The following is a 26,121-nucleotide window of genomic DNA, read 5'->3' on the forward strand; positions in this document are numbered from 1 at the left end:
AGCTGCTGGTTGTTCCACTGCATTCGCTACTGGTAATGCACAAACTGGTTTAAGCGCATGGTACTTATCCATGTACTTACACAAAGAACAACACTCCAGATTAGGATTCTACGGTTTCGATTTACAAGACCAATGTGGTGCAGCTAACGTATTCTCCATCAGAAACGATGAAGGATTACCACTCGAAATGAGAGGACCTAACTATCCTAACTACGCAATGAACGTAGGTCACCAAGGTGAATACGCTGGTATCTCACAAGCACCTCACTCCGCACGTGGAGACGCTTGGGCTTTCAACCCATTAGTAAAAATCGCATTTGCTGACAAAAACTTAGTATTCGACTTCAGTCAAGTACGTGCTCAATTTGCTAAAGGTGCATTAAGAGAATTCGAACCTGCTGGTGAAAGAACTGCTATTACCCCAGCAAAATAGAGATATAAACACGTAGGTAGGTGATTTTATCACCTACCTATTCCTTTATAAAAAATCAAGTTCACTTGATAAAATCAAACATTTTCAGTGTTGATATATAAATGTTGTTGCAATTCTGATATACAAAAATCAAGTTTACTTGAAAAATTCCAAAACATTTATATTAATGATTTAAAAAAAGTATTAGTATACAATAATTAACATATGATATTATTGTAGTCAAAGGTGATTTTTGTAAGGAACAAAATCATTTAAATAAAATCATTTCACGTTTATTAAATGATCAATTTAATAAAAAATATGGAGGAAAAAAATTATGGACCCTGTAACATTAGGTGTAGTTGCATTAATGGGTGCAGTTGCTACAATCGGAGGGGCTGCAGAGGACTTAGAATCAGATATCGGTTCTCAAAGTAACCCTAACTCTCAAGTTCAACTCGCTCCACAGATGGGACATTTACACCGTATGATAAACAAGGCGACTTCTGGTGAACCAGTCGCTTATGGTGTTTGGTGTGGTGTTGCTGGTGCTATTGCAAGTATGTTGTTGGCTTTAAATATTATGCCAATCGTTGCTATTGCAGTTGGTGCTTGTGTCGCTGCTTTTGTTCACTCTATTTATACTGTTACATCCCACATGGGAAGGATTGTTGGACAATCCCAATTTGAACAACCATTATTTATGGATGTATTAACACAATCTTTAGGACCTATCGCAGGTCACGGATTTATAACTAGTTTTTGTATTGTTGGAATTTCATACTTAATGATTCTTCCAATTAATGGTGTTGCATTACATGTATTCCCATTACCACTCTTAGCAGTACTTTGGGGTATTGCTCTAGGTGCTATCGGTTCTTCAACCGGGGATGTTCATTACGGTGCAGAAAGCGAATATCAAAAATTCGAATTTGGTGGAGGAACCCCTGTAGCTATTCAAGGGGATATTGTAACTAAAGCTCCATTAGGTGCTAAAAACTCTATGGATGTAGTAAACTTCTGTGCTAAATTCGGTGGACCATTAACTGGTTTCTGTTTCGGTCTCGTTGTATTCTTTAGTTTCTGGAATACAGTAGTATTCGGAATAACTGGCGGTATTATTGTTGGTATTATAATCATCATCTTATTGATCATTATCGATGATAGATTAGAAGTATTTGCAAGAAACCAATATGGACCATATGAGGAAGAATAAGGAGGTTTCGATTATGGATCCAATTACATTAATTTTATTCATCGCAATAGGCGGTATTATGATTGGTGCAGGTGTGCACTTTATCCCTGTAGGAGGAGCTCCTGCAGCTATGGCAACAGCTACCGGTGTAGGTACTGGTACTGCTATGTTAGCTGCTGGTGCAGGTTTAACAGGTCTTATTACTGCCGCATCAATGATTATCCCTGGTGAAGCGATGCCGGCATTCTATATAGTTGGTATTGGCGGAGCTATTGGTGCTATGATCATGATGGGTATTACCATGCTCATTGCAAACTTAATCTACATTTTCGGTGTAGGTGTAGTTCCTGCTGCATCTAAAGTTCCTGTGGACTGGATTACCAAACGTAACCAAGAAATTTACAAAACTCCTGGTACCGAAGGTCACGGTGTACCTCTCACTTCATTCATAAGTGGTCTTATTGGAGGACTTCTTGGTGGTTTCGGTGGAGGACTTGTCTACTGGGCACTTTATAGTGCTATTGATGCTGGTAAATTAGGAGTAGAACCTGCAGTAGCTGTCGGAATTGCTGCTATTGGAGGTGTAGGTGTGTTCTTTATTAACTCAGTAATTGCTTCTTATAACATTGGTGGTACCATTGAAGGTATGCACGATCCAAAATTCAAAAGGATTGGAACTGGAGCTATTGCTTGTGCTATCGCATCTATCGTTGTCGGAATATTTTGTGTTATTTTAACTGGAGGTATCTAAATGTCTGCTGGTGGAAGTGCTGACGGTGCAGCTGCAGGTGCAGTAAGCTCAACTCTCTTATTAGCTTTAGGTATCGTTGGCGGATTACTTTGTATATATTTATCCGGATTTTTAGGATCAGTTGTAGGCCCAGTCATTGCTGCTATCGGTGCAGTCCTCGCTATTGTTTGGGGATCAGATGCAATTCGTAGAGTAGCAAGTTACGGTTTAGGTACTGGTGTACCATCTATTGGGTACATGTCCCTTTCTGTTGGTGTTATCGCTGCTTTAACTGGTATTGTTTTAACAAACACTTTAATAAAAATGCCAATAGCCGGACCTGTCGCAGCTTTTGTCATTGCTGTAGTTATCGGTGCAATTATCGCAATTGTTGCAACTAAAATTGTAGGTATGAAAATCCCAATCATGCTTCAATGTACTATTGAAATTGCTGGTGCTGCTGCATTATCAATTTTAGGATTCGCTGTTGCTATTGCAGGCAGTTACGACATGACTCTTATCTTCGATAAAGTTGTTGCAACTGGTTTAATTGCTGTATTATTCATTATGTGTACCATGGCTATCCAACACCCATTCAACGCATGTTTAGGACCTAACGAAGACCAAGTAAGAACCCTCAAATGTGCAGCATCCACTGCATTTTTATCCATGACTATTACTGGTCTCATGGCTTTAAGTCTTGATGGAATCTCATGGTTCATTGTATTCATCGTAGGTTTAATTGGATGGATCATCTCATTCAGAGCATTTGTAATTGCTTCATGTAATGATGCAGCTTCAACCAAATGGGCTGGTTTATGGCCTGAAGTAGGAGAATAGAATAGGAGGAATAAATATGGCTCAAATGTTACCTATGATTCAGGTTATACCTGAAATGAATTTCGCATTAGACCCTGTAACTGGGGTTATCGGATCATCTTTAGGTTCAGGAGTTGTGCTCCTCTCTATGGATGACGTAAATGAACAAGTAGCAAAAGTGGAATTGGCTGCTGATGAATTAATGGCTTCATTAGACCCATATACAAGTCCTGTTGGATCTTTCCCTGGAAGGGAAGGCTCATATATTACTGCAGGAATGTTAACAAACATGGTATATGGATTCTTATTAGCATCTTTCATCATATTCGCTGCATTCCCGATTTTACAAGCGTTGGGGGTATTATAGATGGCTGATAAAAAAGCTCCTGCAGACGGCTGGCCAGTTATTAGTGGGGATTACATTGTAGGTGATCCTGAAAGCCCTGTTGCTGTAACTACTCTTGCTTCTCACATTGAAGCAGATTTATCTGGAGCAGCTATTGCAGGTCCATGTAAAACAGAAAACTTAGGAATAGAAAAAGTTGTTGCAAACATTATTTCAAATCCTAACATCCGTTTCTTAATTGTAACTGGTGCTGAAGTACAAGGACACATTACTGGTCAAAGTATTAAGGCATTATATGAAAATGGTGCGGACCCAGATAAAAAGAAAATTATCGGTGCAACCGGTGCTATTCCTTTCGTAGAAAATATTCCACTCGATGGTATTGAAAGGTTCCAAAATCAATTGGAAATTGTTGATTTAATTGATACAGAAGATACTGGAGCAATTAACTCAAAAATTAAAGAATGTGTAGAAAAAGATCCTGGTGCTTTTGAAGAAGAAGCTATGGTTATTTCCGTTGATGAGGATGGCGACGATGATGACGATGGAGAAGAAATGAAAGTTGTATCTGCTGAAACTGCTCTTATTGAAGCAAGAATCAGAGATATTAACACTAAAATCGACATGGTCGGTGCTGTCCAAAGAAATATGGCAGGTAATTATGCCGGTAAAGTCCAAGGAATAATGATCGGATTAGCTTTCACTTTAGTGATTGGGGCTTTATTCTTGTTATAAGGAGGTTTAATTATGGTGCAAATTTCTAATAAACCAAATATTGGCGGAATGAAAAACGCTGCAGAAGATGCAGAATACAGTTCAAAACTTATTGCAAGAGACGGAAAATTGTTCGCAGGTTTACTAGCGACTAGAGTAAAAGGATTTGCTATTGGTATGTGCATAGCTGTTCTTTTAGTTGTAATTATTCCAGCCCTTGCAAAAGCATGTGGATTATAGAGGTGTTATTATGAGTGAAGGAGATTCAATACCTCAAGTTATGGTTTCAGCAGATGATTTCAATGCAATCGCAGCAAAATTAGATGATGCTGAAGAAAAAGTTGATTTCACTGTTGGGGAATATTATCAACGTTTAGGCCAACAATCTGGTAGGGATGTTGGTATATTATATGGTATTATACTAGGATTAATAATTTTAATTACAATTATTAAATTCGGTGTAATCTAATTAAGGAGGTTCGTACTTATGTTTAGATTTGATAAAGAACAACTCGTCGTAGATATGAACGGAGTAAAAATGGGGGGTCAACCTGGTGAATACCCTACCGTTTTAGCAGGAACTATCTTTTACGGCGGACACAAAATTATTAGTGATGAAAAAGCAGGTGACTTTGATAAAGACGCTGCTGATGGATTAATTAAAACTATGGAAGAAATGTCTGATGTAACCGGAAACCCTTGTGTTGTACAAACTTTCGGTGCTACTGGTGAAGCTATGGTAAAATACTTAGAATTTGTAGGGGACGTCTGTGACAAACCTTTCCTTATCGACTCAACTGCAGCATCTGCAAAAATTGCAGGTGTAGAATATGTTCAAGATGCAGGATTAGCTGATAGGGCTGTTTACAACTCTTTAAGTATGGCAGCAGAACCTGGTGAAATCGAAGCTGTTAAAAACTCAGACATCGATGCATCCATTCTATTAGGTTTCAACCCAATGACTCCTGGTGTAGAAGGTAAAATCGAAATTTGGGAAACTGGTGGATCTGTAATCGACCAAGGTATTCTTGAAATGGCTGATGAATGTGGAATCACCAAACCATGGATGGACGTAGCTGTTACTCCATTAGGTCAAGGTGCAGGACCTGCAGTAAGAACTGCTTACGCAGTAAAAGCTAAATGGGGATACCCAGTAGGATCAGGTATTCACAACGTACCTTCCGCATGGGACTGGTTAAGAGGATACAAAAAAGAACACAAAGAAGCATGGCCTGTTTGTGATATTGGTTCAAACATTGTTCAACAAATGGCTGGTGGAGACTTCGTTCTTTTCGGACCAATCGAAAACTCAAAACTTGCATTCCCTGCATGTGGTATGGCTGATATTATGATTGCTGAAGCAGCAAAAGATATCGGTACCGAACCTGTAGAAGACCACCCAATTAACAACTTATTATAAACAAAAGGGTCCCGATTAGATGAAAACATTCATCTAATCATTTTTTTCTATTTTTTCAACACTTTTTTTAAAATTATTTGATAAAATTTATATTATCATAAAAAGATATTTATAACTAAGTTTTAATTGAGGTTATAAAATGTCTTTTTTAAGTAAAATTTTTAATAGAGGTCCAAAACCTATTATTGCTCATTCTAAGGAAGGTAATTTGGCATCTTTAACTGCACAGCAAGCGGGCCCTGCAAGTCCGGGTGCCGTTAAGAAACCTGATGTTTTTTATGTCACTGCTTCTGTCGAGTTAGGTAATACAACAACCAAATGCATTGTCATGGCAACCAATTTGAACACTAGTGAATCTTATTTGCTTAATAAAACAGTTAAAATGACAAGGGATATCAGACCGCCTAAACCAACTGAAGAGGTGTTCGGTAAAACCGTTTGGGGAATTGAGCTTTCAAAAGAAGCTGTCACTGAACTTATTAGGGATACTGTTTTAGAATCTCTTAAGAAATGTCGTGTGGATAAAGATGAGGATTTGGATTTCGTTGTTAGGTCAACTGGTGTAACTGCAGGTTTTGCAACCGCAGAGGAAGCGGGCCAATTAATCATCGCGCTTGCTGACGGTTGTCTTGAAGCTGATATTCCACCTCGTAAGATGTCTCCTGCAATGAGCGTGTCACAGCTTCCTGAGAAGTTGCATAGGCACACCCTTTTGGAAAACATCATGTTTGATGGGGCGGTTGTTAGTGTAGTTCCTCCTGAAGGTAAGGAAACAGTTGCTAATGAGATGGAAGGTGAACTTGTTACTGCTGGAATAAAGTTGGGCGCTAAATGGACAGATGTGGATTACAGAAACCCTTGTGTATCTTTGGACTTTGGATCAACTTTAGCCGGCCGTATAGTTAATGATAATGAACCATATGCGAACACTGTAGGAAACTTTTTGGGTCTTGCAGGTGTTGTCAGCGACTCTTTAGCTAGGGGTTCTGGGTTGATTGACAAGAAAAACGGTGCGGCATTGGATATATATTCTGATAAGGCAATGAAAAAAGCAGATCACAAGCAGGCTGAAGCAAATGCCCTTGAAGCCCATAAACTAATCAACATTACCAAAGTTCCGATGGATGTTGAAAGGTTTGGTACAGTTCCTGTAAATCCTGAAGCGGCCAATAATGCCGGAACAACATTAATCGGTTGTGATGTTGGATTCAACGGGGATAAATTGCCTGAACTGATGGATGTCGGTGCACAGTTCTATGATGAGTACGGTCTTCCAACCTTGCTTTCAACCTTGGATTATGTAAGTACCAATATCGTTACAAGATGTTTGGATGTTGCATTTAAGGAAAACGTCATCATTCCGGGCTCTGCTTTAGGCATTACCGGTAGGGCAGGTATTACAGGACGCAAACCGCAACTTATTTTGGAAGCCGTTCAGGATAAGTTTGAGAAAATCGTATTTGTAGAGGATGGTCTTGCATTAGGTTCTGCAATCATGGCTCGTTGCATGAACTCAATGGGTACTCCTAAAGTTCCTATTGGAGGTAAACAGGGCGGCAGATGTATTCTTAAAGATCGTATGAAAATGGCTGGCGGAAAATTCGCTTAAGCGCATGTGGTTTGTCATGATTTATGCAGTTTTGATGGCTGGAGGTAGAGGAACTAGGCTAGAAGTTCCTTGCGAAAAACCTCTTTTTAAATTATGCGGCAAACCATTAATTAAATATGTGCTTGACAATCTGAATGCCTCTAAATTGATTGACAAAATCGTTATTGCAGTTAGCCATCACACCCGTGAAACTACAGAATATCTTAAGTCTTTTGAAGGAAATTTTGATATATTGGATACATCCGGTGATGACTACCTGACTGATTTGTCATTTATTTTAGATTACTTTGAAAAGAAGTCCAGTGATGACACGCTATTGTTCATTAATGCCGATTTGCCTTTTATATCAACTGAAACCATTGATTGCGTATTGGAGTATTATTTTAAGTCTGATAAAGATGCGCTGTCCACATTAGTTCCAGTTGAGATTTTTAAGGAGTTGGGATTGAACTATTCATATGAATTCAATGGATATGTCCCTTCGGGGTTGAATGTTTTGAGAAGCATTAATATTGTTCAGGATGAAGACCAGCTAATCATTGCAAAAAAGGAATTGGCATTGAATATTAATACTCTTTTGGATAGCAAAGTTGCTGAAAAATTTTACAAAGAATATTATGTTTAAATATAATGAAGTTATATATTTATATAATTGAATTTAATTTTTATTAGGTGATTAAATGGAAAATAAACAAATTCCTAAAAGAGAAGAAAAATTATGGAGTGAAATCAGAAACTATCAAGTAGCTACCAACAATGCACGTATTCTTGGTGTATTGGATGAATTGATCATTAATGAAAAAACAGGTAAAATTGTTGATATAGCTATTAGGGTTGAAAGTGACCGTAATATTCATGTAAAAGGCGCTAAAAGAAATGGAGACTTATTGTTAGTTCCTTTTGCTAAAGTTGAAAAAGTCGGCGAATTTATTATTGTAACTGAATAATTTCAGTTATTCTCTTTTTTTATTTATTTTTTCTAACTATTGTTAACTATTTATATTTAGTAATGCTATAATTATTATAGTATAAAACAAATTCATATTTTATTTTTTAAAGGTGATTGTATGTTGCTTGAAATAGAAAATTTGGCAGTTGAAGTGGCTGGAAAAAGAGTTTTAAAAGATATCAATCTCTCCATTGATGAAGGGGAAACTCATGTTCTTTTAGGGCCTAATGGTGCCGGTAAAAGTACTTTGTTTTTAACCATTTTAGGTTTTCCACAATACGAAGTAGTTCAAGGTTCCATTAAATTCAAAGGCCAGGATATTACAAAATTAACTACTGCTGAAAGAGTCAAATTAGGTATTGGAGTAAGTTTCCAAACACCTCCTTCAATTAGAGGTGTTTCTGTAAGGGACTTATTAAAAATAGAATCTCATCAGGATATGGACGAAGAATTGAATCCTAGAATGCAGGAATTGGCTAAGCAGCTCAAGTTCAGCGATGAATTTTTAGACAGGGATGTTAATCTGGGATTCTCTGGGGGAGAAGTAAAACGTTCTGAAATCTTGCAGTTGTTGGCTCAAATGCCGGATTTCACCATGTTTGATGAACCTGATTCTGGTGTGGATATTGAAAATGTTGAATTGTTAGCTTCTGAAATAGGCACTTTATTGGATAAAGATAAGCCACAAGGTTCAAGAAAAAGAAGTGGTCTTTTAATTACTCACTTAGGTTATATTTTAAACTTTGTTAGTGCAGATAAGGCGCATGTTTTAATTGATGGGGTTATCTCTTGTTCTGGAAACCCTACTGAAATTTTAGAAGATATTAGAAAAAACGGTTTTAATGGATGTGTTGAGTGTGCGCAATGTTTATGAAGATGCTCAAAGAGCTAAAGATAAAAAAGCAGCTTTAGGTGCTGATGTTACTATTGAAAATTTCACTGATGAAACTGTAAATGCATTGGATATGATTGATGACTTGAATGATTTGGACAAACAAACCAGAAAAGACCTTCTTCAAGTCGGTGTGGATACTAATGAGGAGAATAGGTCAGGTTCATTTTTACAAGTCGATCAGAGCAATATCTTTACAAACAATTCGATGTCCAGTTCAATCGAAGTCATGAACATCGGTATTGCATTGGAAAAATACAATTGGCTTGAAGATTATCTTTGGAATGTCGTAAAACCTGATGCGGACAAATACACTGCAAAAACCGCTTTAAGAGAAGAGGAAACTGGTGTAAAGAGCGGTTACTTTGTAAGGTCTCTTCCTGGAACAAAAGAGGTGATGCCGGTTCAAGCTTGCATGTTTATCAGTGATGAGGATATTATGCAGACCGCACACAATGTTATTATTGCTGAAGAGAATTCAGAATTGCATTTGATTACAGGATGTGCAACTGGAGATGATGTAGGCTCAGCAATGCACGTTGGTGTGTCTGAAATGTATTTGAAACCGGGTTCCAAAATCACTTTCACAATGGTTCACAACTGGGCTGAACAGGTTGAAGTACGTCCTAGAACAGGCGTTAAAGTTGGGGGTGATGCAACCTACATTAACAATTATATTTTAACCAGTCCCGTAAGCACAATTCAATCTTTCCCTACTGCTTATTGTGACGGTAAAAATTCAAGAGCAATCTTCCAAAGTATTCAGGGAGGTAAAAAGGATTCAATTATCGATGTTGGCTCAAGGGTTTTATTGAATGCTGAAGGAGCTAGAGGCGAAGTCATCTCTAGAGCGGTTGCTCAAGACGAATCCAAAATTTATGCAAGGGGACACTTGGCAGGTACTGTTCCTAATGTTAAAGGACATTTGGAATGTCATGGGCTCGTATTGTCTGATGATAGTTTTATCTATGCAGTTCCTGAGCTTGAAGCCAGTTCCTCAAACTTGGAAATGTCTCACGAGGCTGCAGTCGGTAAAATTTCTGAAGAAGAGATTAATTACTTGACTTCAAGAGGAATAGCTGAAGAAGACGCAGAATCCATGATTGTAAGAGGATTTTTAAATATGGATATTACTGGTCTTCCTGATGAATTAGCTGAGCAAACTCAAAGAATGATTGACATGAGTCTTGATGGAATGTAATTCCATCTATTTTTTCTTTTTTTTCTATTTAACTTCTTTATATTTATTTTCTAAAAATCTTGTTTCATAGTATATAAACTTTTTGACTTTAGTTTCTAAGTAAGCTTTATATTAATTATTAATGAAATATATTAATCAGTACATAATGTTCTGCTGAGCTAGCTCATTAAGTACATAAATTGTGATTTTAAGGCATACCTAAACAGTATTCCTTAAAAGAAAAATTTTAAAATTTTTTAAAAAACTTTAAAATTGGATTTAGAAAGATGCAAATTTTTCTAAAATCGGAAAAAAAATATTTATAGAGGAGGAGAAACTCTATGGCTGATGATGTAAAAATTGTAATGTTTTGTTGCAACTGGTGTTCCTATGGAGGAGCAGACACAGCAGGTACTGCAAGGATGCAATACCCACCGAATATTAGAGTTATTCGTGTAATGTGTTCTGGAAGAATTGATCCACAATTTGTTTTAAAAGCATTTAAAGAAGGTGCTGACGGTGTATTTGTAGCTGGATGTCACATGGGTGACTGCCACTATGACGCTGGTAACTACAAATTAGATCGTAGAATGAGATTAATTTATAGATTAGTTGAAGATATGGGAATTGGAAAAGAAAGAGTTCACCACGACTGGATTTCTGCATCCGAGGGTGAAAAATTCTCTGAATCTGTTAAAATGATGGTTAACAGAATCAAAGATTTAGGTCCAGCTCCATTGAAAGAACAAATCGATGCTGAAAAATAGATTGGAGGAATGAATATGGCAGATAAAGTTAAAATAGGAACTATGTGGTTCGGCGGATGTTCCGGTTGCCACTTATCCATTGCGGATTTCCACGAATCCTTAATTGATGTAATGGAATTTGCAGATTTTGAATTTTCCCCTGTGCTCATGGATACTAAATATGACGAAGTCCCTGAATTAGACATTATTATTGTCGAAGGTGGAGTAAGAAACGATGAAAACAGAGAATTAGCTGAAATGTTAAACGAAAAAGCTAACATGGTAATCTCTTACGGAACTTGTTCATGTTACGGTGGTATTCCAGGTCTTGGAAACTTATGGACAGTTGAAGAATTAGAAGAAGAAGCATACATTAACTCTGTATCCACTGTAAACCCTGAAGGTATTATTCCTCACGAAGATGTACCTCATCTCGAAAGCAGAGTAAGACCTATCGGTGAAGTTATGGATATTGACTTAATGATTCCAGGTTGCCCACCTCGTTCTGATGTTGTAGCTGAAGCTATTTTAACATTATTAAGAGGAGAAACTATTGAATTACCTTCAACTAACCTCTGTGAAGTATGTCCTAGAGAAAAACCACCAGCTGGTTTAGCAATGGACTTCATTAAAAGACAATTCGAATTAGGTGCTCCTGAACCTGATTTATGTTTAATTACCCAAGGTTTAGTATGTATGGGTCCTGCTACCGTATCATTATGTGGTGCAGAATGTCCTTCCATTGGTATCCAATGTAGAGGATGTTACGGTCCTACTGCTAAAGTATTAGATCAAGGAGCAAAAATGATCAGTGCGATTGCATCTGACTACGGTGTACAAGAAGATAAGACCGTTGATCCTGAAACTGTCGCAGATCAATTAGATGATATTGTAGGTACTTTCTATACTTACACATTACCTGCTGCTTTAGTACCAGTTAAAATGCAGAAAGGAGGAGAATAAAATGGTTAAACTTACTATGGAGCCTGTCACTCGTATTGAAGGACACGCAAAAATTACAGTACATCTTGACGATGCTGGAAATGTAGAAGAAACAAGATTACACGTTATGGAATTCAGAGGTTTTGAAAAATTCTTAACAGGTCGTCCTGTAGAAGAATTACCAAGATTAGTACCTCGTATTTGTGGTATTTGTGATGTACAACACCACTTAGCAGCTGCTAAAGCTGTTGACCAAATCTTCGGATATGATGATTACGAAATCTTACCTGCTGCATACAGAATGAGAGAAATTATGAACTGGGGTTCCTACATGCACTCCCACGCTCTTCACTTCTACTTCTTAGCAGCACCAGATTTAATCATTCCAAATGGAACCAGAAAAACTAGAAACGTTTTCCAAGTAATTAAAGACATGCCTGAAATTGCACTTCAAGCTATTAACATCAGAAGAAACGGTTTAGAAATGGTTAGAAAAATAGGCGGTCGTCCTATTCACCCAACCTCATCCACTCCTGGTGGTATTTCAACCGAATTAGATGATGAAACTCAAAAAGACTTACTTGAAAGAGCTAAACAAAACGTAGAATTAGCACAAGCTACTTTAGATTTAGCTATTCCTGTATTTGAAGAAAACATCGACTTAATTGCTTCATTAGGTAACTTCGGTGACACCAGACACTGTGGTACCGTAAAACCTGATGGAACTTGGGATGTATATAATGGTAACATCAGATTCAGAGACAAAGACGGTAGTGACATGTTTGAATACAGAAACGAAGAATATACCGACTATGTTGCTGAACACGTAAAACCTTACTCCTGGTTAAAATTCCCTTACATTAAAGAAATGGGATACCCAGAAGGTATTTACAGAGTTGCACCATTATCCAGGATTAACGTCTGTGACCAAATGCCTAAAGAAGCACCTCTTGCACAAGAAGCTCTTAAAGCTTTCCGTGATGCATTTGGATATGCTCAAGCACCATTATTATTCAACTATGCTAGACTCATAGAATTATTAGCATCAGCTGAATGTGCTGCTGCAGCATTAGAAGAAGATTTATCCGCTCAAAAATTCCCAGATGAATTAGAAAGAACCGAAGGTAAAGGTGTAGGTATTGTAGAAGCTCCTCGTGGTACTTTAATCCACCACTACGAATCTGATGACAATGGATTATGTAATTATGCTAACATTGTTGTAGCTACAATCCAAAACAACCCAGCTATGGAAATGGGTATTCACCAAGTTGCTAAAGATTACATCAAACCTGGTGTAGAAGTAGATGATAGTATCTTCAACTTAATGGAAATGGTTATCAGAGCTTACGACCCATGTTTATCTTGTGCTACCCACTCAATGGATAGCCAAATGAGATTAGCTGAAGTAGATATTGTAGACAGTGAAGGAAACCTCATTAAAAAATTCTAAATTTAAGGGGGTTTTTATAAATGATAGTATTTAATGAAGATGGCTGTATAAAATGTGGTGCTTGTGAAGGTACTTGCCCTACATCAGCTATTGAGGTAAAACCTGACGCTATTATTAACTGTGATCTTTGTGGAGAAGAACCTAAGTGTGCAGATGTTTGTCCTCAAGGCGCATTAAAAGCAGAAGAATACGAAATCGCAGAAGGTATCACTCAAATAAGATTAGTATTCAACTCTATTAAATGTGACTCATGTGGAAAATGTGCTGAAGTATGTCCACAAGAAACTATTAATGTTACTGGCGCTAAATTAAAAGAAGTTGAAGGATTCTGTGTAATGTGTCAAAAATGTGTTGACATTTGCCCAGTTGACGTAATTGGAGTTCCTGGCTTTAAAGAACCTGCTGAATATGAACTTGACCTTAAAGGAAAAGGTCCTGTTTACATCAAGGATTGTGTCGGATGTGGATCCTGTGTTGAACCATGTCCTGTAGGCGCTATCACTCTTGAAGAAGTTGGAAGCCCAATTACTGTAAATGATGATTGTATTAGATGCGGTTTATGTTCTCAAACTTGTCCTTGGAATGAAATATTCATTTCAGAAAAAGTACCTGTTAAACGTTCTAAAGAAATCAAATCATTTACTTTCGATTCAGCAAAATGTATTGGTTGTAACACTTGTGTAGAAGCATGTCCTGGTGACTTTATTTCTGCAAACAGTGCTAGTTTAACTGTTGCTATTCCTAGTGTCTGTGCTGCATGTGGCTTATGTGTAAAAATGTGTCCTGTTGATGCATTAGACATTGAAGTCGAATGGGGTGAAGGTGCTCCTGTAGATGCAGAAGGTATTGGAAGAGATGTAGAAAAATGTGACTTCATTGGTGCATGTGCTAACAAATGTCCTACTGAAGCTATTCGTGTAGTTACCAAAACTGGTATGTCCTGCCCTGCTTTAGTAGAAACTGATGCGGAACCATCATTCACAAGTTGTATTAGATGTGGAGCATGTGCTTCAGTATGTTCTAACGATGCATTAAAAGTTGATCAATACGAATTAACTATTGATGGTGAACCTGTCATTAGAGACAGAATTGCTTTCAACCCATCTAAATGTGACCAATGTGGTGACTGTATCGAAGCATGTCCTTATGACATGATTCACAAAACAGAAAATCCTAAATTACCAATTGCAGGATTCTGTACTTTATGTGGTCAATGTCTTGAAGCATGTCCAGAAGACGCATTATGTTATAAATAGGTGTGATAACACACCTTTATTTTTTTCTTTTTTTAAAAAACTAGTTCAATTTATTCATTACTGTTTTTCCTTTAACGATTGTCATTACAGGCATTCCAATGTAACTCCAACCGTCAAATGGAGAATATTCTGCTTTTGTTTTAAATTCTTCAATATTGAATTTTCCTTCTTGCTTTAAGTCAATTACTGTAAAATCAGCATCATATCCAATGGCTATCTTTCCTTTATTCTTAAGCCCATATACTTTTGCGGCATTTTCAGATAAAATTTTTGGAATGATCTTCAAATCTATATTTCCTCTATTGACTTCAGTTAAAAGCAGAGGTATTACTGTTTCCAAATTTGGGATTCCAGGTGATGAACTCCAAACACCTTTTGATTTATCTTCCATGGTGTGGGGAGCATGGTCAGTTCCAATTATTGAACTGGAATCTAAATCGTTAATGCTAATGCTGTCTTGTTTTTCTCTTAATGGTGGATTTGTTTTTATTAACGTATCATATACATTGAATGCGGAATTGTCAAGCAATAAATGATGTGGTGTAAATTCCCAGCTTACTTCCTGTGTTTTACTTGCATCTTTTGCAAGATTCAATGATTTGGATGAACTTAAATGGCATATGTGCAGTTTCAAATTATTTTTTCCTGCAAGTTTGATGGCCTGTTCTACAGATTCGTCTTCAGATTCTGCAGGTCTTGCATAACTGTAGTCTATTGCAGTATTCTTTTCCTTTTGTTTTAATTTTGCTGTTTCCTCTTTCACTATAGATTGCTTTTCACAATGCACTGAAACAAGCCCGTTATATTCAGTTGTTTCTTTCAATTTTCCTAAATCGGCAAATATTCTTTCTAGACTTTCATCGCTTTCCAAATCCATAAAAATCTTAAAGGACACTGGATTTAATTTGATGATTCTTTCCATTTCTTCAAGAGTGTTATGCCCCGCTTGGAGTTCGAAATTAACAACAGATTTGTCCTTGGCTATTTTGATTTTTTCTTTAAGAGCATTGTAGGTATTGGTTTTCGGGATGGTGTTTGGCATGTCTATAACAGTTGTGAAACCTCCATTTGCAGCACTTAAACTTCCTGTTTTAAAATCTTCTTTTTGTGTCAGGCCAGGATCTCTGAAATGAACATGAGGATCAATTAAACCCGGCAATATATAATTATTCCTTATGTCAATATATTCATCTGCTTTAATGGGATTTTTTGAAATTTCTGTTATTTTCCCGTTTTCGATTTTAATGTGATGTTCTCCGATAGCATCTACAAGCTTACAATTTTTTATTACTAAATCCATTGTTAATCCCCAATTTTTATAGTTTATAATATATTATTCATCACTTTAAAACATAATCTTTTTTTAATTTAAGATTTATATTATAATTCATGTCTCAAGTTTCAAATATTCTCAAGAGGGATATGGAATTATTTTTAAATGATCTGCATAGCGATAGTAAAATTTCTGACACTACTTCTGATGCTATTTTATTGGCAGATTTTACAGAGTATAATCCTTTACATAACGGTCATTTTCATTGCATGAACGCTACAAAATATATGTTTCCTAACTCGTTATTTGTAGCTGTTGTACCAGGGTTATTTGAGAGAAGTGGTAGAGGCATACCATATATATTGCCAAGGGAAGTTAGGGCAGAAATTGCAATTTCTGTCGGTGCCGATATTGTGGTTGAAGGTCCTCCTATGGGGATTATGGGGTCAGGCCAATATTCATTATGTCTTTGTAAGATGTTTCAGGCATTAAATGCCGATTATATTCCTAGAGGGTATAAGCCTGTTGAAGGCATGGATAAGATTCTAAAAAGGATTAACATGGGGCATCGAGTTGTTTCAAAACCCTATAAAATTGTAGATAAAACAACAAATGAAATTTTATTGAAAGGCAAATTGGAGGAAGACAATTATGTCATTACTTCTTTTTCGAATTCCTTAAGCAAAATCGGTTTTGATTATACAGATAAGTTTATTTTTGTCGAGCGCATCAATGGCGTAAGCGGTACTCTTATTCGCGAAAGCATATTGGAAGACAATTTGAATGATGTAGTGGGCATGATGCCTTCAAAGACAATTGAAGTTTTAAAGCGTGAAATCGATAATGATTCGATTATCTATGGCATTCGCGATGTTGAAAAGATTTTGGACACTGCAAATAATTATAGTCTTGATGAACTGTCAAGTTTAAATCTATTCAATGATAAATTAGCTAAAAATATTGTTGATAATAGGCCTTTTGAGGATATTGATGAGTTGCAAAATGCTATTCTTCAAGGATTTTCATCACATTTCCGCCAAAGGGTTTTAAGCATTTTGGAAAATCCGATACCTAAAGAGGTAATTTCCCAATATATCGATAAGTATCCTACAGTGATTAGAATTTTAGGATATAAAAATGAAGAATGTTTGGAAAAATTTAAAAAAAAGATAAATAATGAAAATATTTCATTATTTTAGCGGGATGCCAATAAATTATTAATGACATTCTGTGGATTTTTAAGTGCATATATTGAATCCAAAAATGTTGGGTAGCTTGAACTTAAGATGAACAAGTAAAGGATGTAATATATTACAATTAAAATCACGATGATGAGTATTATTGTTAACACTACATCGACAATGCCCATAGGCTCTTTTTCTTCTTTGTAATTAATGTTGTGAATGCTTTCTTTTTTATCCTTTTCAACCTCTGCTCTGAGCCCATGCTCTCTTTCAATTTCAGCTCTGATTCTAGCTTCCATTTCTTCTGGAGTTTCATTTCTTGGAATTGGTTTTTCAGGAGCTCTTTGAGCAGGTTTAGGCACATATTCTTCCCTTGTTAATGAACCATACTCGGCTTCATCTTTGGCTAATTGTTCACCTAATGGAACCTCTTCTTTTTCATCGAAATACAAGTCATCTAAGTATTTCTCATATTTGTCCTCAAGTTCCTGCCTGGCAGTTGTTGGTTCAGGTTCATAACTGTGATCCGGATAGATGAATTCAGGTTCTTTTGAAACCTGTGGTGTGATTTCTTCTTGAGGATGGAATTCGTATTCGTTTTGTGTAACTTCAGGTTGGCTTTGATAAATGCTTTCATCTTCGCTTAAGTAGGATGATTCTAGTCCTCCGCTGTATTCGATGGTATCCTTTATGTTATATGGGGAGTCATCATTAATCGCTTTATGTTCCTGAACAGGTTCCTCAGCAGCATATGGTATTTCATACTCTTCCTGTGGCTGGTAAACGCTTTCTTCAACAGGCTGTTGGACAACAGGTTCTGGTTCTGCTTGAGGAGCATTTTGTTGGGTATTGTTATCTAGTCCAAGACCAACAATTTTCTCTAGACAGTCTTTACAGTAAACTTTTCCAGCAATTTCTAAACCGCATTCTTTACAAATTGATTTCCCACAGATTGCACATGTATCTGCAGCTTCTCTTTCAGGATGATAATGACATTCCATAAATTACACACTCTAACGAATAAATTATATTAATGTATATATTTATTATTTTTATTTATATAAAGCTTTTCATTGTTTATTTGTTTTTTCAAGGATTTTTTCAGCTACTATTTCCGATGCAATCAAATCATCAACAGTTGCGAGAAAACTTCCTAGGCTTTTGCTATTTATTTCATAATTAATGGTTTTGTCGTTAATTTCACTTTCAAGATAATTTTCATTATCAATTTCTAATGAATTATATACCAATAAAGCAGATTCTTTATTTTTATAATTCAGTGTTAATTTGCCGGCTATTTTCATTTTTTCACATTCTTTTCAATAATAAATATTATTATATTTGTTTTCTAAAATAATTCTATCTATCATATTTCTGGAAAATATGGTAACCTTTATTAATAACTTAATTAATATATTTAAGTATTCTATATATTACTGATATATGATTTTTATATAGCTATTGTTGGAATTTACTTATTATATAGCTATTTTTTAATTAGACATGTTTATCATGTTATTTTTATTTCGGAGGAATAATAATGGTTCGTGCTTATACAAGAAGAGATTACATTAGAAAAACCCCAAATTCAAGAATTGTTCAATATGATATGGGTAACTTAACTGACGAATTTCCAGTGTCTTTAAGTTTAGCTGTTAAAAAACCAGCTCAAATCAGACACAACTCTTTAGAAGCTGCAAGGATCGCTTCTAACAGATTAATGCAAAGGGCTGCTGGTAGAATGGGATACCACTTAAAATTAAGAGTATACCCTCACCAAATCGTAAGAGAAAACCCAATGGCAACCGGTGCAGGTGCGGATAGGGTACAAAGTGGTATGAGAAATGCATTTGGAAAACCAATAAGTGTTGAAGCTATTGTGAAAAAAGATCAAAGAATCATCACTATTGATTGTCAAGAAAAGAACTTTGAACAAGCTAAAGTTGCATTAAAAAGAGCAGGCATGAAATTGCCGGTTCCATGCAAAGTCGTTGTTGATAAAGGCGCAGAATTAATTAAATAAGTTTTTTAATTAATTTCTTTTTCTACTTTTTTTTATTTTTATTATAACATTTTTTTTACCAATTTTCTAATTTTATAATTAAATATTTAAACTTTAAAATTAAAAAATAATACATAGTATTGACGTTGTTTTTTCTATCTAAACTATTGTCAATTTAGTTATATTTTAATCCAAGAGGTTATATTTCATGTATGTTGTAAAATTTGAGGATTTAAATAAATCCGATATTGGAATTGCAGGTGGAAAAGGTGCTAATTTGGGTGAATTAACTCAAGCGGGTATTCCAGTACCACCAGGTTTTGTAGTAACTGCAGAAACTTATGAAAAATTCATGGAAGATGCAGGAATTAATGATAAAGTTATGGATATTCTTGATAAAATTGACATTAATGACACAAAAGCTCTTCAAGCTGCTTCTGAAGAGATCAAATCCATTATTAATGAAAGTCCTATTCCTGAAGACATGATTTTGTTCATTACCGAAGCTTATAATCAACTTTGTCAAAGAGTTGGTGAAGATGATACTGATGTAGCTATTCGTTCTTCAGCTACTGCAGAAGACTTGCCTGAAGCTTCTTTTGCAGGTCAACAGGATACTTTTTTACACGTTTCCGGAAATGATGAAGTAATTGAGTATATCAGAAAATGTTGGGCTTCCTTGTTTGAAGCAAGAGCTATCTTTTACAGGGAAGAAAATAACTTTGAGCACTCAAAAGTATACATTGCCGTCGTTGTTCAAAAAATGGCTAATGCAGATAAAGCAGGTGTAATGTTTACTGTAAATCCATCAACCGGTGAAGAAATAGCTTTAATCGAAGGGTCATGGGGCCTTGGAGAAGCTGTTGTATCTGGAGATGTTACTCCTGATAACTATCAGGTTGATAAAAAAGACAATGAAATCATCAATGTTACAATTAGTGATAAAAAGGTAATGTACACTAATGATGAAAATGGAACCAGTATTAAAGTGGATGTTCCGGAAGACAAGAGAAATGAAAGGGTCTTATCCGATGAAGAGCTCATCGAATTAACTGAGATGGGTAAAAGAGTTCAAGCTCATTATGGTGAACCGATGGACACTGAATGGGCATTTGAAAAGGGAGACCTGTTCTTATTGCAGGCAAGACCTATTACCACTTTAGGCGATGTGGATGAAGACCAAAATGACGATGCTTCAGAAGATGTAGGTGATGTTCTTGTTAGAGGTCTTGGAGCAAGCCCTGGTATGGCATCCGGTGTAGTTAAAATTGTTTTAGACATCGATGAATTGGATAAAATTGAAGACGGCGACATTATGGTAACAACCATGACCACTCCTGATATGGTTCCGGCCATGAGAAGAGCAAGCGGTATTGTAACTGATGAGGGCGGTGTAACTTGCCATGCATCCATCATTTCCCGTGAACTCGGAATTCCATGTGTTGTTGGAACTGGCGATGCTACCACTACTTTAAAAGAAAACACAGGTGTTACTTTGGATGGTAAAAAAGGATTGGTATTTGAAGGAATTTCAGAAACCAAATCTGAAGAAGTAGCAACCGTAACTGTAGGAGAAGCACCAATTATCACAGTCACTGAAGTAAAAGCCAATGTAAGTATGCCTGAAGCAGCTGAAAAAGCAGCCGCTACCGGTGCAGACGGGGTAGGTTTGCTCAGAACCGAGCATTTAATGTTAACATCTGGTATTCACCCAGGCAAATTCATTGCTGATGGAAATGAAGATGAATTAATAGATACAATTGCCGACAATGTTATGATTGTGGCAGATGCATTCTATCCAAAACCAGTATGGTATAGGACATTGGATGCTCCTACTGATGAGTTTATCACATTGGAAGGTGGAGAAAACGAGCCTAGAGAACATAATCCAATGCTTGGTTGGAGAGGAATTAGAAGAGAACTCGACCAACCTGAAATCCTTAAATGCGAATTCAAAGCTATTAAAAAATTGCATGAAAAAGGATACACCAACATTGGTATTATGATACCATTATCACAAAATCCTGAAGAGCTTAAAAAAGCAAAAGCGCTCTGTTCTGAAATTGGATTTGAACCTCACAAGGATGTTGAGTTTGGTATGATGGTAGAAATTCCAGCAGCCGCAATCATGATTGATGAGTATATCAAAATAGGACTCGACTTCGTAAGTTTGGGAACTAACGATTTAACTCAGTACACCCTTGCAGTTGACAGAAACAATGAGTTTGTAGCAAAACACTATTCTGAAGAACACCCTGCAGTAATGAAACTGATTGAAAGAACAATCAGAAAATGTGCTGAAGCCGGTGTTAAATGTAGTATTTGTGGTCAAGCAGGTAGTGTGCCTCACATTGTTGAAAAACTTGTTGGATTTGGAATTACAAGCGTATCATCAAACACCGATGCTATCGCTGATGTGAGAAAAACTGTCGCTAGAGCTGAACAAAAAATTATTCTTGACGCTGCTCGTAAACGTTTAGAATAATCTTTTTATTCTTTTTTTTATTTTTATTTTTATCAATGATTAGTTAGTTAGGTTGTTTTATGCAAGATGAACCAGTAGATAAAGAAGACATATTAAAAGAATTATCTGAACTTCATAATTTGGATTATGATTATTCTGATGGTAGGATTTTAGGGTCAATGTGCACTGAAGCGCATCCATTCGCAAAGGAAGTTTATTGCAAATTTCTTGATACAAATTTGGGTGATCCTGGCCTATTTAAAGGAACAAAACATATTGAAGAGGAAGTCATTAAATCTATTGGTGAATTATTGTCTTTAGATGTTGCTTATGGAAATATTGTGACTGGAGGTACTGAAGCCAATATTATGGCCATTCGCGCCGCCAGGAATCATGCAAGAAAATACAAGGGAATTGTTGATGGGGAAATAATCATTCCGGAATCAGCTCATTTTTCATTTAAAAAAGCTGCAGACATGCTGAATTTGAAAATTGTTGAGGCTAAACTGGATGATAATTATAAAATTGATGTTGATGAACTGAAAAATGTTATTTCTGATAAGACTGTAGCAATTGTGGCTATTGCAGGCACCACTGAATTGGGTTTAATTGATCCTATTGAAGAGATTTCAAAGATAGCTTTTGACAACAATATATATTTCCATGTAGATGCTGCATTTGGAGGATTTTCCATTCCTTTCTTAAGAAAAAAAGGTTACGATTTGCCTATTTTCGATTTTTCATTAGAGGGCGTTTGTTCTATAACTGTCGATCCTCATAAAATGGGATTGGCGCCAATTCCTGCTGGAGGAATAATTTTTAGAAAAGAGGAATATCTGGAAGTCATGGCTGTTGATTCTCCGTATCTCACAGTTAAAACTCAATCCACTATTGTGGGAACCCGTTTGGGCGCATCTTCTGCAGCTACTTATGCAATAATGAAATATTTTGGTAAAAAGGGATACTGTGAGTTGGCTGAAAGTTTAATGGAGAACACTAACTATTTCTACGACGGCTTAATTGAAATCGGGTATGAGGTAGTTTGCAAACCCGAATTGAATATCATCGCTTTTAACCATCCTGATATGGAAACCAATGTTCTTGCTGAAAAATTAGAAAAATTAGGTTGGAAAGTTTCTGTTGCTAAATGCCCTAAATCCATTAGGGTAGTTTTAATGAATCATATTAAAATCAATCATATTAAAGAATTATTAGAAGATTTAAAAGAAATATATTAACTTTTAATCTTCTGAAATGTCTTCAACATACATTAAAGGATAATTGAGTTCTTCAATAAACTCAATTCTTATTATTGCTGTGATGTCATCCACTTTTGTGTAAATTTTAACGTCCAGCATATCGCCAGTAAGGGAAGTGTATTCGAATTCAGTCATTGATTCTTCAAGTTTGTCAAATCGAATATTCACTTTCACATCTTCAATAGCGGGCTGTAATTTTAAGGATTCTTCCATACTTGTCTCTAAGCTATTTTTCGTATTTTTATTCACGGGAGTTCCAACAAACTGGTGGAATAATGCTCCCATGCTGATAGCTCCTTCAAATATGGCTCTTTCTCTTGTTGTTATATTTGAAAAATATTTTTTATCAACATCCATTATAATCCTCCATTCAAAAAGTTTATCTTGTCATATATGAGCTCGGACGGTATTGGATTTATGCAGCAGTAGAATAATATTGCTGATATGATTATCACGGCGGCTAATATATAATACCTTTGCTCCTTGGAGAAGAAGTAACTGAAAACCAATCCTACAATTAAAAATATCGCACTTATTATTATGGCATTTGATTCTTGGGGATTGTCCTCTAGGATTTCTGTATTGACGGGATTTGTGTCGCTTAATTCTCCTTGCACAATTAACCTATTTTCAGTAGATCCTATTGGGTCGCATGTAATTAAATATAAGTAATCTCCTCCTTCTTGGGCATTGAGAGTGTATGTGGCGGGCACTACAGTTGAATTTATAACGGTATAGTTTAACTCGCCAACTCCTGGCCATTCGAGAAGCAATGTATCTCCAGCAGATAATTCGTTAAGTCTTAAAAATGGCGATCCCTGAAGTGTTCTATGTCCAAAGAGCAGCACGTCCCCTTCCAGTGGGGGGTATGATGATTGCTCGCATAACACTCCTTGAGATAAAGATTCATTGTTTATTTTTTCGTTAACGCCTATTGAGGGGATTACAATTGTCGGCGCTTCAATATTCCTTTCTACAGCAATTTTGGAGGAGAAATAATTAACTTCGCCCATTGCATATAATCCTATAATAATTATACATATGATTATAATTATTGTTGAGATAGTTGGCCTTTTCATATTATCAATTTTGTTAATTGCTATATATAATAATTTTTTCAGTTGGAATATGTGTTGTTAATTTCCTTCACCATCCAGTTTGGAGCATTTGAAGTTGGTATTGTCAGGATTACATTTTCCATATTGTTTATTAGGAAATTAACTTTGTCTCGAGGGGTTTCAAGTAAAATCATATATTCTGCATCTAAATCCCCTAAGTTAATTTGACGTTCATAATTTGATAATTTGACTCCGTAATTCTTCAGTAATTTGATTGTTTGTTTTTCATTATATCCTTTGATAATTGACCCTTTTAGAAGCTCAAGCACGTTTGATGAAAAGCTTTTTGTATTTTCAGTAGGATAAGTGGTGTTTCCTCTCACATGAATCTTTGATTTTGAATATTGTGAATCAATTTCTCCATTTTCTTCATATCTCAATATTGATAAAACAGTGCATCCACTTATTTCAGGGCTTGTTGTGTTGTTGGTAATGCCATCTTCCGTATAATTTGTGTTTAGATAAACATCCACTACACTTCCAACATTTATGAGCCCCGCTCCCGCTTGAAGTCTAGAAACAAGTATAGGTACCGTAACGGTATTCGGTTTTTCAAATTTTAATTTTGATAAAACGGTAGCATCATTTTCATTAATAATTTTCATGGCTTCATCACTGTTCATTAGAACATCTTTACTTTCATTTTTATAGGTGAGCATTGTTCTATTGAATGCATCCTTATTTGATTCAACGGATTTTTTGTGATACGATTTCCAGTCTTTTGTTGCGGGTGTGATGATGTTTATGCTTTCCACTTCCTGTGAACTTCTGGCGTCGTTAATTTTATTTTCTAAAACTAATGCGTTGCCGGATGTTACTAAAGGGCCGGAATATAAATCATGAAGTTCGTTTAGTTTTGTTGTTTTTGCAAGGGCCAGCTCTTCTTGTTGGGGCTGGTAAATTAAAAAATAATATGCAGAGATTATCAAGGTAATCAAAATCAATGTTGTTATAATTAGTCCAATTTTCCTTTTCTGCTCATCTTCTGTCATGTTTGTTGCTTTTGGACTTAAATAAACTCCAATTTTGCGATTTAGTTTTTTCAACGGACTTAATTCGTCTTTTTTCGTTGGTTTTTTCAGATTTTGGTCACGATATTTTTGTTTTATATCTTTTGTTTGTTCAAAACCTTTTGGAAACAATGGATTTCTTGGTTTTTTATTATTCATGGTTTCTACTCCTAACGGTTATTAAAAGTAGATGGTTAATTTAATTGGAGTGTTATAAGTAGTTTTTAATTAAATTAATTATTAGGTAGTATAAGCAGAATAATAACAATAGTAGTGCTGGTATATTAATATTAAACAAAACAATTTTTATTGGGAGGATTAACAGTACGATTAATATGCAGGATATCACTAGTGTTGGAATGTTATCAAATTTAGGATAGATAATTGTACTGATCATTATTAAAGAAATGATAACACTTAAGACTAATGCAAGATATGGGTTGTATAATCCGCTTAGATATAATGTGGCAATGATGAATGCAATTCCTGGAATCGGGAATCCAATAAAATCTCTTGTATTAATTTTATCGGCAATAACATTATATCTTGTTAATCTTAAAACTCCGCAAATAACAATGAATAAGCTAACTAGTATTCCAATCTCCTGGACAATAGTTGGGGTGGTGTTAATAGTTGAATATACAAATACTGCTGGTGCAACGCCAAAGGATACAACGTCTGATAGGGAATCTATATTTTTTCCAAATCCTAATGAGTCATCTCTGTTGGCTTTTCTTGCTACCCAACCATCTACTGAGTCAAACATGATTGCAAATATCATTAATAGTGCGGATAATTCATAATTGTTATTAATTGAATTTACTATTGATAAAAATCCACAGCTCATGTTTAATAATGATATGATGTCGGATATCGCTATAAATTTTTTAATATTTGTATCTTCAATTTTCATGTTCAACTCCAGTAATACTTTTTACTTCATATGTTATTAACTTTATCTTTGTTTTTGTCTTATTTTTATTTATATTTATTTCTAATTATTTATAAGTGTTATTTTTCTAGGAAGTTATTATTTTTTTTATTTTTTTAATATTCACTTATTGCCTTGTCTATTTTTTTCATTTGTCCATGTTATTATTTAGTTTGGTTTAAAATTTGTGATTTTTCAACTAATTTTGATAATTTAACTC

General features: G+C 35.6%; 28 protein-coding genes and 1 pseudogene. 22 read left to right on the top strand and 7 right to left on the bottom strand.

Going from position 1 to position 26,121, the window contains the following annotated elements; translation table 11 throughout:
• The 18 genes and pseudogenes from IJE64_RS04985 to IJE64_RS05070 all read left to right on the top strand — a co-directional run.
• Positions 1-433: pseudogene (locus IJE64_RS04985) on the top strand (methyl-coenzyme M reductase subunit alpha); the annotation flags it as partial.
• A 316-nt stretch (positions 434-749) separates the two neighbouring features.
• On the top strand, positions 750-1,628 hold the full coding sequence (gene mtrE / locus IJE64_RS04990) for a tetrahydromethanopterin S-methyltransferase subunit E (protein WP_292782897.1): 879 nt from the start codon (positions 750-752) through the stop codon (positions 1,626-1,628).
• Between the two features lie 13 nt (positions 1,629-1,641).
• Entirely contained in the window at positions 1,642-2,358 is a 717-nt protein-coding gene (mtrD, locus tag IJE64_RS04995; protein ID WP_292782900.1) for a tetrahydromethanopterin S-methyltransferase subunit D, read from the top strand.
• The gene (gene mtrC, locus IJE64_RS05000; protein WP_292782903.1) at positions 2,359-3,177 is read left to right on the top strand and encodes a tetrahydromethanopterin S-methyltransferase subunit MtrC; all 819 of its coding nucleotides are present in this window, start codon (positions 2,359-2,361) and stop codon (positions 3,175-3,177) included.
• 16 nt (positions 3,178-3,193) lie between these two features.
• The gene (gene mtrB, locus IJE64_RS05005; protein WP_292782905.1) at positions 3,194-3,523 is read left to right on the top strand and encodes a tetrahydromethanopterin S-methyltransferase subunit MtrB; all 330 of its coding nucleotides are present in this window, start codon (positions 3,194-3,196) and stop codon (positions 3,521-3,523) included.
• Positions 3,524-4,237 (top strand): tetrahydromethanopterin S-methyltransferase subunit A, encoded by a 714-nt coding sequence (mtrA, locus tag IJE64_RS05010; protein WP_292782908.1) that lies wholly within the window; start codon positions 3,524-3,526, stop codon positions 4,235-4,237.
• 12 nt (positions 4,238-4,249) lie between these two features.
• Positions 4,250-4,456, top strand: a complete 207-nt coding sequence (locus IJE64_RS05015; protein WP_292782910.1) for a tetrahydromethanopterin S-methyltransferase subunit F — start codon at positions 4,250-4,252, stop codon at positions 4,454-4,456.
• A gap of 10 nt (positions 4,457-4,466) precedes the next feature.
• Complete coding sequence (mtrG, locus tag IJE64_RS05020; protein ID WP_292782913.1) at positions 4,467-4,685, top strand: tetrahydromethanopterin S-methyltransferase subunit MtrG; 219 nt, start codon at positions 4,467-4,469, stop codon at positions 4,683-4,685.
• Between the two features lie 18 nt (positions 4,686-4,703).
• Complete coding sequence (gene mtrH, locus IJE64_RS05025; RefSeq protein WP_292782916.1) at positions 4,704-5,636, top strand: tetrahydromethanopterin S-methyltransferase subunit H; 933 nt, start codon at positions 4,704-4,706, stop codon at positions 5,634-5,636.
• Between the two features lie 139 nt (positions 5,637-5,775).
• On the top strand, positions 5,776-7,245 hold the full coding sequence (locus IJE64_RS05030) for a methanogenesis marker 14 protein (protein ID WP_292782919.1): 1,470 nt from the start codon (positions 5,776-5,778) through the stop codon (positions 7,243-7,245).
• A 16-nt stretch (positions 7,246-7,261) separates the two neighbouring features.
• A complete protein-coding gene (locus tag IJE64_RS05035; protein WP_292782921.1) occupies positions 7,262-7,870 on the top strand; it encodes an NTP transferase domain-containing protein in 609 nt (202 codons plus the stop codon).
• A 55-nt stretch (positions 7,871-7,925) separates the two neighbouring features.
• Positions 7,926-8,192, top strand: a complete 267-nt coding sequence (locus tag IJE64_RS05040) for a PRC-barrel domain-containing protein (protein WP_292782924.1) — start codon at positions 7,926-7,928, stop codon at positions 8,190-8,192.
• 120 nt (positions 8,193-8,312) lie between these two features.
• Positions 8,313-9,068: an ABC transporter ATP-binding protein gene (locus tag IJE64_RS05045; RefSeq protein ID WP_292782927.1), complete on the top strand. Its 756-nt coding sequence runs from the start codon at positions 8,313-8,315 to the stop codon at positions 9,066-9,068.
• Positions 9,037-10,287: a SufD family Fe-S cluster assembly protein gene (locus tag IJE64_RS05050; protein WP_292782929.1), complete on the top strand. Its 1,251-nt coding sequence runs from the start codon at positions 9,037-9,039 to the stop codon at positions 10,285-10,287. The genes IJE64_RS05045 and IJE64_RS05050 overlap by 32 nt, the downstream gene beginning before the upstream one ends.
• A 320-nt stretch (positions 10,288-10,607) precedes the next feature.
• The gene (locus tag IJE64_RS05055) at positions 10,608-11,033 is read left to right on the top strand and encodes a hydrogenase iron-sulfur subunit (protein ID WP_292782931.1); all 426 of its coding nucleotides are present in this window, start codon (positions 10,608-10,610) and stop codon (positions 11,031-11,033) included.
• A 15-nt stretch (positions 11,034-11,048) separates the two neighbouring features.
• On the top strand, positions 11,049-11,975 hold the full coding sequence (locus IJE64_RS05060; protein ID WP_292782933.1) for a F420-nonreducing hydrogenase: 927 nt from the start codon (positions 11,049-11,051) through the stop codon (positions 11,973-11,975).
• Between the two features lies 1 nt (position 11,976).
• On the top strand, positions 11,977-13,404 hold the full coding sequence (locus tag IJE64_RS05065) for a Ni/Fe hydrogenase subunit alpha (RefSeq protein ID WP_292782936.1): 1,428 nt from the start codon (positions 11,977-11,979) through the stop codon (positions 13,402-13,404).
• A gap of 20 nt (positions 13,405-13,424) precedes the next feature.
• Positions 13,425-14,660 carry a 4Fe-4S binding protein gene (locus tag IJE64_RS05070; RefSeq protein ID WP_292782939.1) on the top strand — a complete coding sequence of 412 codons (1,236 nt, stop codon included), beginning with the start codon at positions 13,425-13,427 and terminating at the stop codon, positions 14,658-14,660.
• 40 nt (positions 14,661-14,700) lie between these two features.
• Here IJE64_RS05070 and IJE64_RS05075 read toward each other — a convergent pair whose 3' ends face one another.
• Positions 14,701-15,960: a dihydroorotase family protein gene (locus IJE64_RS05075; protein ID WP_292782942.1), complete on the bottom strand. Its 1,260-nt coding sequence runs from the start codon at positions 15,958-15,960 to the stop codon at positions 14,701-14,703.
• A gap of 89 nt (positions 15,961-16,049) precedes the next feature.
• Between IJE64_RS05075 and IJE64_RS05080 the strand changes: the two genes are divergently transcribed.
• On the top strand, positions 16,050-17,132 hold the full coding sequence (locus tag IJE64_RS05080) for a nucleotidyltransferase family protein (protein WP_292782945.1): 1,083 nt from the start codon (positions 16,050-16,052) through the stop codon (positions 17,130-17,132).
• On the opposite strand, the gene IJE64_RS05085 is transcribed toward IJE64_RS05080, so the two are convergent.
• Together IJE64_RS05085 and IJE64_RS05090 are read right to left on the bottom strand one after the other, a co-directional pair.
• Complete coding sequence (locus tag IJE64_RS05085; RefSeq protein ID WP_292782947.1) at positions 17,129-18,118, bottom strand: ATPase; 990 nt, start codon at positions 18,116-18,118, stop codon at positions 17,129-17,131. The genes IJE64_RS05080 and IJE64_RS05085 overlap by 4 nt on opposite strands.
• A 69-nt stretch (positions 18,119-18,187) precedes the next feature.
• Positions 18,188-18,421, bottom strand: coding sequence for a KEOPS complex subunit Pcc1 (locus IJE64_RS05090; protein WP_292782949.1), 234 nt, complete (start codon positions 18,419-18,421; stop codon positions 18,188-18,190).
• A 236-nt stretch (positions 18,422-18,657) separates the two neighbouring features.
• On the opposite strand from IJE64_RS05090, the gene rplJ reads away from it, so the two are divergent.
• From rplJ to mfnA, 3 genes are all read left to right on the top strand, one after another.
• Positions 18,658-19,140, top strand: coding sequence for a 50S ribosomal protein L16 (rplJ, locus tag IJE64_RS05095; protein WP_292782952.1), 483 nt, complete (start codon positions 18,658-18,660; stop codon positions 19,138-19,140).
• 187 nt (positions 19,141-19,327) lie between these two features.
• Complete coding sequence (gene ppsA / locus IJE64_RS05100) at positions 19,328-21,604, top strand: phosphoenolpyruvate synthase (protein WP_292782955.1); 2,277 nt, start codon at positions 19,328-19,330, stop codon at positions 21,602-21,604.
• Between the two features lie 59 nt (positions 21,605-21,663).
• Positions 21,664-22,821 (top strand): tyrosine decarboxylase MfnA, encoded by a 1,158-nt coding sequence (gene mfnA, locus IJE64_RS05105; protein WP_292782958.1) that lies wholly within the window; start codon positions 21,664-21,666, stop codon positions 22,819-22,821.
• Between the two features lie 3 nt (positions 22,822-22,824).
• Here the strand turns inward: mfnA and IJE64_RS05110 are convergent, their stop codons facing one another.
• The 4 genes from IJE64_RS05110 to IJE64_RS05125 are packed head-to-tail and all read right to left on the bottom strand — an operon-like array spanning position 22,825 to position 25,883.
• On the bottom strand, positions 22,825-23,199 hold the full coding sequence (locus tag IJE64_RS05110; RefSeq protein WP_292782961.1) for a dihydroneopterin aldolase family protein: 375 nt from the start codon (positions 23,197-23,199) through the stop codon (positions 22,825-22,827).
• Entirely contained in the window at positions 23,199-23,921 is a 723-nt protein-coding gene (locus IJE64_RS05115) for a class E sortase (protein ID WP_292782964.1), read from the bottom strand. The genes IJE64_RS05110 and IJE64_RS05115 overlap by 1 nt, the downstream gene beginning before the upstream one ends.
• 38 nt (positions 23,922-23,959) lie before the next feature.
• Positions 23,960-25,129 carry a DUF515 domain-containing protein gene (locus IJE64_RS05120; protein WP_292782966.1) on the bottom strand — a complete coding sequence of 390 codons (1,170 nt, stop codon included), beginning with the start codon at positions 25,127-25,129 and terminating at the stop codon, positions 23,960-23,962.
• A gap of 52 nt (positions 25,130-25,181) precedes the next feature.
• Positions 25,182-25,883, bottom strand: a complete 702-nt coding sequence (locus tag IJE64_RS05125; RefSeq protein ID WP_292782969.1) for an archaetidylserine synthase — start codon at positions 25,881-25,883, stop codon at positions 25,182-25,184.
• Positions 25,884-26,121 lie beyond the last annotated feature (238 nt).

This window comes from Methanobrevibacter sp., assembly GCF_017409525.1.
Lineage (GTDB): Archaea > Methanobacteriota > Methanobacteria > Methanobacteriales > Methanobacteriaceae > Methanocatella.

Coding starts and splice junctions, on each gene's coding strand:
- mtrE (WP_292782897.1), top strand. CDS start 750: ATGGACCCTGTAACATTAGGTGTAGTTGCATTAATGGGTGCAGTTGCT.
- mtrD (WP_292782900.1), top strand. CDS start 1,642: ATGGATCCAATTACATTAATTTTATTCATCGCAATAGGCGGTATTATG.
- mtrC (WP_292782903.1), top strand. CDS start 2,359: ATGTCTGCTGGTGGAAGTGCTGACGGTGCAGCTGCAGGTGCAGTAAGC.
- mtrB (WP_292782905.1), top strand. CDS start 3,194: ATGGCTCAAATGTTACCTATGATTCAGGTTATACCTGAAATGAATTTC.
- mtrA (WP_292782908.1), top strand. CDS start 3,524: ATGGCTGATAAAAAAGCTCCTGCAGACGGCTGGCCAGTTATTAGTGGG.
- IJE64_RS05015 (WP_292782910.1), top strand. CDS start 4,250: ATGGTGCAAATTTCTAATAAACCAAATATTGGCGGAATGAAAAACGCT.
- mtrG (WP_292782913.1), top strand. CDS start 4,467: ATGAGTGAAGGAGATTCAATACCTCAAGTTATGGTTTCAGCAGATGAT.
- mtrH (WP_292782916.1), top strand. CDS start 4,704: ATGTTTAGATTTGATAAAGAACAACTCGTCGTAGATATGAACGGAGTA.
- IJE64_RS05030 (WP_292782919.1), top strand. CDS start 5,776: ATGTCTTTTTTAAGTAAAATTTTTAATAGAGGTCCAAAACCTATTATT.
- IJE64_RS05035 (WP_292782921.1), top strand. CDS start 7,262: ATGATTTATGCAGTTTTGATGGCTGGAGGTAGAGGAACTAGGCTAGAA.
- IJE64_RS05040 (WP_292782924.1), top strand. CDS start 7,926: ATGGAAAATAAACAAATTCCTAAAAGAGAAGAAAAATTATGGAGTGAA.
- IJE64_RS05045 (WP_292782927.1), top strand. CDS start 8,313: ATGTTGCTTGAAATAGAAAATTTGGCAGTTGAAGTGGCTGGAAAAAGA.
- IJE64_RS05050 (WP_292782929.1), top strand. CDS start 9,037: ATGGATGTGTTGAGTGTGCGCAATGTTTATGAAGATGCTCAAAGAGCT.
- IJE64_RS05055 (WP_292782931.1), top strand. CDS start 10,608: ATGGCTGATGATGTAAAAATTGTAATGTTTTGTTGCAACTGGTGTTCC.
- IJE64_RS05060 (WP_292782933.1), top strand. CDS start 11,049: ATGGCAGATAAAGTTAAAATAGGAACTATGTGGTTCGGCGGATGTTCC.
- IJE64_RS05065 (WP_292782936.1), top strand. CDS start 11,977: ATGGTTAAACTTACTATGGAGCCTGTCACTCGTATTGAAGGACACGCA.
- IJE64_RS05070 (WP_292782939.1), top strand. CDS start 13,425: ATGATAGTATTTAATGAAGATGGCTGTATAAAATGTGGTGCTTGTGAA.
- IJE64_RS05075 (WP_292782942.1), bottom strand. CDS start 15,960: ATGGATTTAGTAATAAAAAATTGTAAGCTTGTAGATGCTATCGGAGAA.
- IJE64_RS05080 (WP_292782945.1), top strand. CDS start 16,050: ATGTCTCAAGTTTCAAATATTCTCAAGAGGGATATGGAATTATTTTTA.
- IJE64_RS05085 (WP_292782947.1), bottom strand. CDS start 18,118: ATGGAATGTCATTATCATCCTGAAAGAGAAGCTGCAGATACATGTGCA.
- IJE64_RS05090 (WP_292782949.1), bottom strand. CDS start 18,421: ATGAAAATAGCCGGCAAATTAACACTGAATTATAAAAATAAAGAATCT.
- rplJ (WP_292782952.1), top strand. CDS start 18,658: ATGGTTCGTGCTTATACAAGAAGAGATTACATTAGAAAAACCCCAAAT.
- ppsA (WP_292782955.1), top strand. CDS start 19,328: ATGTATGTTGTAAAATTTGAGGATTTAAATAAATCCGATATTGGAATT.
- mfnA (WP_292782958.1), top strand. CDS start 21,664: ATGCAAGATGAACCAGTAGATAAAGAAGACATATTAAAAGAATTATCT.
- IJE64_RS05110 (WP_292782961.1), bottom strand. CDS start 23,199: ATGGATGTTGATAAAAAATATTTTTCAAATATAACAACAAGAGAAAGA.
- IJE64_RS05115 (WP_292782964.1), bottom strand. CDS start 23,921: ATGAAAAGGCCAACTATCTCAACAATAATTATAATCATATGTATAATT.
- IJE64_RS05120 (WP_292782966.1), bottom strand. CDS start 25,129: ATGAATAATAAAAAACCAAGAAATCCATTGTTTCCAAAAGGTTTTGAA.
- IJE64_RS05125 (WP_292782969.1), bottom strand. CDS start 25,883: ATGAAAATTGAAGATACAAATATTAAAAAATTTATAGCGATATCCGAC.